This window comes from Actinomadura montaniterrae, from assembly GCF_008923365.1.
Classification (GTDB): Bacteria; Actinomycetota; Actinomycetes; order Streptosporangiales; family Streptosporangiaceae; genus Spirillospora; species Spirillospora montaniterrae.
Genome location: NZ_WBMR01000125.1, coordinates 21,583 through 27,846 on the forward strand (window position 1 = coordinate 21,583; position 6,264 = coordinate 27,846).

Annotated in this window: 8 protein-coding genes; 4 read left to right on the top strand and 4 right to left on the bottom strand. The window is 73.9% G+C overall.

Features of this window, described 5'->3' with window-relative positions; genetic code table 11:
- Nucleotides 1–40: 40 nt before the first annotated feature.
- From F9B16_RS32290 to F9B16_RS32300, 3 genes are all read left to right on the top strand, one after another.
- Nucleotides 41–877, top strand: a complete 837-nt coding sequence (locus F9B16_RS32290) for a class I SAM-dependent methyltransferase (protein WP_151544010.1) — start codon at nucleotides 41–43, stop codon at nucleotides 875–877.
- A 72-nt stretch (nucleotides 878–949) separates the two neighbouring features.
- Nucleotides 950–1,504 (top strand): PadR family transcriptional regulator, encoded by a 555-nt coding sequence (locus tag F9B16_RS32295; protein WP_192809094.1) that lies wholly within the window; start codon nucleotides 950–952, stop codon nucleotides 1,502–1,504.
- Nucleotides 1,504–2,274 (top strand): SGNH/GDSL hydrolase family protein, encoded by a 771-nt coding sequence (locus F9B16_RS32300; protein ID WP_151544011.1) that lies wholly within the window; start codon nucleotides 1,504–1,506, stop codon nucleotides 2,272–2,274. The genes F9B16_RS32295 and F9B16_RS32300 overlap by 1 nt, the downstream gene beginning before the upstream one ends.
- A 2-nt stretch (nucleotides 2,275–2,276) precedes the next feature.
- Here the strand turns inward: F9B16_RS32300 and F9B16_RS32305 are convergent, their stop codons facing one another.
- Together F9B16_RS32305 and F9B16_RS32310 are read right to left on the bottom strand one after the other, a co-directional pair.
- Nucleotides 2,277–2,906, bottom strand: coding sequence for a TetR/AcrR family transcriptional regulator (locus tag F9B16_RS32305; protein ID WP_151544012.1), 630 nt, complete (start codon nucleotides 2,904–2,906; stop codon nucleotides 2,277–2,279).
- 74 nt (nucleotides 2,907–2,980) lie between these two features.
- Nucleotides 2,981–3,436, bottom strand: coding sequence for a MarR family winged helix-turn-helix transcriptional regulator (locus tag F9B16_RS32310; RefSeq protein ID WP_151544013.1), 456 nt, complete (start codon nucleotides 3,434–3,436; stop codon nucleotides 2,981–2,983).
- Between the two features lie 83 nt (nucleotides 3,437–3,519).
- Between F9B16_RS32310 and F9B16_RS32315 the strand changes: the two genes are divergently transcribed.
- Complete coding sequence (locus F9B16_RS32315; protein ID WP_151544014.1) at nucleotides 3,520–5,025, top strand: MDR family MFS transporter; 1,506 nt, start codon at nucleotides 3,520–3,522, stop codon at nucleotides 5,023–5,025.
- Here the strand turns inward: F9B16_RS32315 and F9B16_RS32320 are convergent, their stop codons facing one another.
- On the bottom strand, nucleotides 5,026–5,694 hold the full coding sequence (locus F9B16_RS32320; RefSeq protein WP_151544015.1) for a response regulator transcription factor: 669 nt from the start codon (nucleotides 5,692–5,694) through the stop codon (nucleotides 5,026–5,028).
- A gap of 31 nt (nucleotides 5,695–5,725) precedes the next feature.
- Nucleotides 5,726–6,151: a pyridoxamine 5'-phosphate oxidase family protein gene (locus F9B16_RS32325; RefSeq protein WP_225992135.1), complete on the bottom strand. Its 426-nt coding sequence runs from the start codon at nucleotides 6,149–6,151 to the stop codon at nucleotides 5,726–5,728.
- Nucleotides 6,152–6,264 lie beyond the last annotated feature (113 nt).

The following is a 6,264-nucleotide window of genomic DNA, read 5'->3' on the forward strand; positions in this document are numbered from 1 at the left end:
CCGTTGACAGAGTGGGCGACCGCCCATTTATAGTGGGCACATGACCACTCTACCGCCGGAGCGGATCTCCACCCCAGACACCCATCGGCACCGGGACGTGGCCGAGTCCTTCGGCGCCGACACCGAACGCTACGACCGGACGCGCCCCCCGTACCCCGACGCGCTGATCGAACGGATCATCGCGGGCAGCCCGGGGCGCGACGTCCTCGACATCGGCTGCGGCACCGGCATCGAGGCGCGGCAATTCCAGGCGGCCGGGTGCCGGGTCCTCGGCGTGGAGCCGGACGCGCGGATGGCCGCGTTCGCGCGCGGCACGGGCGTCGACGTCGAGGTGGCGACCATCGAGGACTGGGACCCGGCCGGACGGACGTTCGACGCCGCCGTCGCCGGCACGGCCTGGCACTGGGTCGACCCGGTCGCCGGCGCCGCCAAGGCGGCCCGGGTCCTGCGTCCCTCCGGCCGCCTGGCCGTCTTCTGGCACGTGTTCCAGCTGCCGGACGAGGTCACGGACGCCTTCGTCGAGACCTACCAGCGCGTCGCGCCGGACTCGCCGTTCAACGTGCGCGCCGCCGGTCAGGCCGCGAAGCAGGGGCTGGACGCCTACCAGCCGATCCTCGACAAGGCCGCCGCGGGCATCGAGAAGGCCGGCGGATTCGCCACCCCCGAACAGTGGCGGTTCGAGTGGGAGCGCACCTACACCCGCGACGAGTGGCTGGACCAGATGCCGACCCAAGGCACCCTCACCCGCCTGCCCCCCGACCAGGTCGCGGAGGTCCTCGACGGCGTCGGCGCCGCCATCGACGCGCTCGGCGGCGCCTTCACCATGCCCTACGCCACCGTCACCGTCACCGCCACCCGCGCCGGCGGACGCGGGTAGGGGGAGCGTGGGGATGATCACATGTTGTGGTACTCAATAATTTGAGTAATCAACCGGGGTTATCGTCGGGGCATGTCGTTGCGTCACGCGGTGATGGCCGCGCTGCTGGAGGGCGAGGCGTCCGGGTACGACCTGGCCAAGGGGTTCGACGCGTCGGTGGCCAACTTCTGGATGGCCACCCCGCAGCAGCTGTACCGGGAGCTCGACCGGATGCGCGAGGACGGCCTCGTCCAGGCGCGGGTCGTCGAGCAGGAGCGGCGGCCGAACAAGCGGCTGTTCTCGCTGACCGAGGCGGGACGGCGGGAGCTGCGGGAGTTCACCGCCGGGCCGCCGCGCCCGGGCGCGATCCGCGACGAGATGATGGTCATGGTGCAGGCCGTCGACGCCGGCGACGCCGAGGGCGTCCGGTCCGCCGTCGAGGAGCGGGTGGAGTGGGCGCGGGCGAAGATCGCCCGGTTCGAGCGGCTCCGGGCGCGGCTGCTGGACGGCCGCACCGAGGAGGAGTTCCTCGCGCACGCCGAACGCGTCGGGCCCTACCTGACGCTCATGCGCGGCCTGGCGTTCGAGCGCGAGAACGAGCAATGGGGCGAATGGGCCCTGGCCGTGCTGAGGCAGCGGGTCGGCTGATGGGCTACCTCAGGTACGTCGCGGTGGGCGACAGCCAGACCGAGGGACTCAACGACGGCGACGAGCGGACCGGGTACCGGGGCTGGGCCGACCGGCTGGCCGAGCTGCTCGCGGCACAGGAGGACGGCTTCCGCTACGCCAACCTCGCGGTGCGGGGACGGCTCGCGGCGGGGGTGCGGGCGGAGCAGACCGACGCGGCGCTCGCCCTCGAACCGGACCTGGTCACCGTCATGGCGGGCATGAACGACCTGGTCAGGCCGGGGTTCGACGCCCCGGCGGTGGCAGCGGAACTGGACGCGATGCTGGCCGCGTTCACCGGGGCCGGGGCGCGGGTGCTCACGTTCACCTTCCCCGACGTCGCGAAGATCGCGCCGCTGGTGCGGCACCTGCGGCCGCGGGTGATCGACCTCAACGCGCGCATCCGCGCGGCCGCCGGGCGGCACGGCGCCCTGGTGGTGGACACGTTCCCGCATGCCGTGACGACGGATCCGCGGCTGTGGAGCCTCGACCGCATCCACGCGAGCCCGCTCGGGCACGCGCGCATCGCCGCGGCGGCCGCGCACGCCCTCGGGCTCCCGGGCGACGGAACGTCCTGGTCCGATCCGCTCCCGCCGCTGCCGCCCGTCCCGGCCTGGCGCCGGGCGGGCACGGAGGCGGCCTGGGCGGGCCGGTTCATGGGGCCGTGGGTCGTCCGGCGGCTGCGCGGCCGCTCCTCGGGCGACGGCCGCACCGCGAAACGGCCCCGGCTCGAACCCGTCGCCCTGCCCTGAGGTCACCCGTCCGGAGCGTCGGGCAGCATGAGCATGCGTTCGAGGAGCATGTGCAGGTGGGCGCGGAAGCGCTCCAGCTCGGCCGGTGAGACCCTCCGGTAGGGCCCGTCGGTCTCGGCCTCCTCCTCGTCCACGCGCGTGCCGAGCGCGCGCTGGCTGAGGAACCCGGAGATCACCCAGGGGATCGTCCAGACCGTCAGGTCGAGGTCGACGTCGTCGGGGACCTCCGCGCGCAGCGCCTCGACGATCCCGCCGAGCCGCGGCCGGACGTACTGCTCCTCCAGGTCGGCGGTGTCGGCGGCGTCGCCGGTCCGGCGGTGCAGCCACAGCCCGAGGTACTCGGGATGCGCGGAGTAGAAGTCGAGGTACTCGTCGAGCAGCCGCTCGACGCCCTGCCGGGTGGGCGTGAAACCGCCGGCCGCCCCGCCGACCGCCGCCTTCTCGGCGTCGGTGGCCCGGCGCATCACCTCCCGGTACAGCTCGGTCTTGCCGCCGGTCAGCCGGTCGACGGACGCGGGATCGACGCCCGCCGCGTCGGCGATCAGGCGCGGGGACGTCCCGTCGAAGCCGAGCTCGGCGAACAGCCGGGTGGCGGCGTCGACGATCCGGTCCAGGTCGGCGTCGGAGCTCATACTCCCGACATTAGTCACGCACGGTAGCGAACCGTTTCCCAAAAGGTCATGGACGGGCCAAATCGCCGTCGCGGTCAGCCCTCGTAGGCGCCGACGAACCGGCCGAGGAGGCGGGCGAACTCGGCGCGCTCGGCGTCGGTCCAGTCCCGCATGGCCTTGGCGAAGTGCTCCTGGCGGGTGCGGCGGGTCGCCTCGACGACGGACCGGCCCGCAGGGGTCAGCTCCAGGTGGATGCGGCGGCCGTCCGCCTGGGACGCGACGCGGCGGACGTACCCGGACTTGACGGCCTCGGCGACGATGCGGCTGCCGCGCGAGGCGTCGACGCCGAGGCGGGTGGCGACCAGGCCGACGCTCATCTCCTGGCCGGGCTCGTCGGGGCCCTCGTCGACCACGTCCACGACGTGCAGGACCTGCACGTCGACGGGCAGGTTGTGGTCCCGGATCGCCGCCCTGCCGAGCCGCTGGCGGGACATGCCGCGGCGCAGCTTGACCATGTTCCGCTCGACGGCGTGCAGTGCCTCGTCGGTCATGCCGCCCAGTCTAGTCCGGTTGCGTCTCTCATATCCGTGTGCTTAGCATCCATGTGCTTACAGCACAGAAATGAGGAGCGCACATGACGATCGCGCACGACGCGCCGGCGGGCATGAGCCACCGGCACCGGGTCCTGGTGTTCGGCGGGCTCATGCTCGCCGCGCTGATGTCGTCCCTGGACGCGACGGTCCTCGGCACCGCGCTGCCGACGATCGTCGGCGACCTCGGCGGGCTGGACCGGCTCGCCTGGGTCTCCACCGCCTACGTGCTGGCGACCAGCGTCACCGTCCCGCTGTCCGGACGGCTCGGGGACCTGTTCGGCCGCAAGCCGGTCTTCCTCGTCGGGCTCATCGGGTTCCTGGCGGGCTCGGCGGCGTGCGGGGCGGCCCCGTCGATGGACGCGCTGATCGGGTTCCGGGTCGTCCAGGGGGCCGGCGCCGGCTGCCTGATGAGCTCGATGTTCGCGCTGACGGGAGAGCTGTTCGAACCCCGCGAGCGGGCCCGCTACCAGGGCTACTCGGCGCTGATCTTCGCCGTGTCCAGCATCGCGGGCCCGCTGGTCGGCGGCTTCCTCACCGACCACGCGTCCTGGCGGTGGGTGTTCTACGTCAACCTGCCGCTGGGCCTGGCCGCCACCGCGCTCACCCTGGCGTTCCTGCGGCTGCCGAGGCCGGACCGGCGTCCCCGCATCGACTACGCGGGCATCGCCCTGCTCGGCGCGGCCGTCACCTGCTTCACGCTCCTCACCAGCTGGGCCGGGACCCGGTACGCGTGGGACTCGGCGGAGGTCCTCGCCCTCGCCGCCGGCTCGGCGGTGCTGCTCGCCGCCTGGGTGCTCGTGGAGCGCCGCGCCGCCGAGGCGATCATCCCGCCGCGGCTGTACCGCGACCGGTCGTTCGCGGTGGCGTGCGCCGTCGCCGCGGTCGGCGGCGCTACCGGCTTCGGGCTCGCCACGTACCTGCCGATGTTCTTCCAGGTCGTCGGGGGAGTCGGCGCCACCGAGTCGGGACTGCTGCTCCTGCCGATGATGATCGGCCTGCTGGCGGCGTCGATGGGCGCCGGCCGGCACATCGCGCGGACCGGCCGCTACCACCGGCTCCCCGCCGCCAGCATGGCGGTCAGCGCGGCCGGCGTCGCCCTGCTCGCCACGATGGACGTGCACACGGGCCTCGTCACGGCCGGGCTCTACATGGCCGTCCTCGGCTTCGGGGCGGGGCTGTCGCAGCAGGTCGTCATGCTGATCGCGCAGAACGCGGCGCCGAAGCGGGACCTCGGCGCGGCCAGCTCCGGCGTGTTCGCGTCCCGGATGCTCGGCACCGCCGCCGGGATGGCGGTGTTCGGCGGCATCGTCTCCAGCCGGTTCGCCGAGGAGGTCGGACGCCGCGTCCCCGCCGGGAAGGTGCCCGCCTTCGGCGACGCCGTCCGGCCCGAGGTGCTCGGCACCCTCCCCGGCCCGGTCCGGCACGGCGTCGCCGAGGCGTTCGCGCAGGCCTTCTCCGACCTGTTCCTCGCCGGGCTGCCGCTGCTCGCGGTCGGCCTCGCGGCGGCGGTGCTGCTCAAGGACGTCCCGCTCGGCCCCCGCGAGTGACTACGTCGCCTCGAGATCGGCGTCGTTCACCAGCAGCGCGACCTGCACCCGGTTGTTCAGCTCCAGCTTCGTCAGCAGCCGCGACACGTACGCCTTCACCGTCGCGACGCTCAGCGACAGCTCCCGGCCGATCTCGCTGTTGGTCTTGCCCTGGCCGACCCGCAGCGCGACCGCCCGCTCGCCCTCGCTGAGCCGCTCCAGCAGCTCGCGGGCGCGGGCCTTGCGCGGATCCCCGCCCGCGTCCGCGACGAACGCCATCATCCGCCGCAGCACGGCCGGCGACAGCATCGGCTCCCCGGCCGCGACCTGCCGGATCGCCTGGATGATCTCCGGCGGCGGGGTGTGCTTCAGCAGGAAGCCGCTCGCGCCCGCGCGCATCGCCCGCAGGATGTGGTCGTCGGTGTCGAACGTCGTCAGCAGGATGATCTCCGGCGGGTCGCGGCGCGCGCGCAGCAGCTCGGTGGCGGCCAGCCCGTCCAGCCGCGGCATCCGGATGTCCATCAGCACCACGTCCGGGCGGTGCTCGTTCACCGCGGGCACCGCCTCCGCGCCGTCCGCGACGTCCCCGACCACCTCCAGGTCGCCGGCGCCCGCGAGCATCATCGACAGCCCCGACCGGACGAGCGCGTCGTCGTCCACGATCAGCACACGGATGGGAGGTGAGTCCATCCCCCAACCCTAGGGCCGCCGGGGCGCGCGCTCACGGCCGCCGCAGCCGCCGTCCGCTGACCTCCGCCGCGGACAGGCTGAACCACGCCTCCCGCTCGCCCCCGGGCCACGGGTCGACCCGGACGGCGCGCTCCTTCTCCTCGCCCTCCAGAGGATGCGCGCCGCCGCGCACCAGCACGCTCCACCCTTCGTGCGTGCCGACCTCGAACGCGTCCACCTCGAAGGCCGCCCGGACCTGCCCGCCCGGCACGGCGGTCAGGAGGCTCCGGTTCACCCGGCCCTCCAGCGAGGTGCGGAACACCACCGACTCGCCGTCGACGGCGTAGTTCACCGGGACCACCGTCGGCCCCTCGCCGTCCTCGAAGGCGATCCGGCCGATGCCGCCGGGCGCGATGAGGCGCAGGCACTCCTCCTGGTCGAGTTCCTCCAGGACGGGCTGCGCGGAGTCAGAAGCCATGTCCACGGCCATGCCCGCAACTCCCCACCGCCATGCCTCCGACCTGCGCCGACGCGCCCGCCTGCGCCGACCCGCCCGCCTGCGCCGACCCGCCCGCCTGCGCCGACCCGCCC